The sequence below is a fragment of the Microbacterium sp. BF1 genome (assembly GCF_019279095.1).
Classification (GTDB): domain Bacteria; phylum Actinomycetota; class Actinomycetes; order Actinomycetales; family Microbacteriaceae; genus Microbacterium; species Microbacterium maritypicum.
The window spans coordinates 1-735 of sequence record NZ_JAGYWT010000778.1; the positions used below are offsets into that span (position 1 = coordinate 1).

Below are 735 nucleotides of genomic sequence, written 5' to 3' on the forward strand. Positions count from 1 at the left end.
CGTGACGCTCGTCATCGCGCCGGCGCACATGCGCTCGACGGCGAGGCCGGGGACCGTCTGGGGCAGCCCGGCCAGGATCGCCACGGAGCGGCCGAGCGTGAGGCCCTGATCTCCCGTCTGCGACGTCGCGGCGATCGCGACGTCATCGATGCGGTCGGTGGGGACCGCCGCGTTCCGCTCCAGCAGGCCGATGGTCGCCTTGACGGCCAGGTCATCTGCGCGGGTGTTCCAGTACATGCCTTTTTCGCCGGCGCGCCCAAAGGGGGTGCGTACTCCATCGACGAAGAAGACGTCCGAGATCTCGGCCACTCTGCCTCCAAGTTAGTGCGTGGCCTCAGTCTATGAAGCCCGCGAAACGGGGAGGAATCGGTTGGGTCGAACCTACGAAGCGGGTGCGGGGGTCGTGTCGGGCGTTTGCGCCGCCTCTACAAAGGCGGTGGCGATCTTCTGTGCGGTCTGTGCAATCTGCCAGGGTCGCGCGCCCAGGGCGGCCAGAGCAGCGCCGATCTCCTCCGCGGTCTCGCCGGGCAGATCCCAGGCCACGCGACGGAGGTACTCCGGAGTGAGGAGGTTCTCCGTCGGCATCCCCAGCTCCTCGGCCGCGGCCTCGACGACGGGGCGGGCGGCCTTCAGACGCGCATCCGCCTCGGGGTTCCGATCAGCCCAGGCGCGCGGCGGAGGAAGAGTGTCGCTCGGGACGCGTTCGCGAGGGAGCTCCTCCGACGCCCGGCCATC

At 69.8% G+C, this 735-nt stretch carries 2 pseudogenes; both read right to left on the reverse strand.

What is annotated here, in order from left to right:
* Positions 1 to 309 (reverse strand): annotated as a pseudogene (locus KZA10_RS16725) (acetyl-CoA C-acyltransferase); the annotation flags it as partial.
* Positions 310 to 381: 72 nt separating this feature from the next.
* A pseudogene (locus KZA10_RS16730) lies at positions 382 to 735 on the reverse strand (ribonuclease D); the annotation flags it as partial.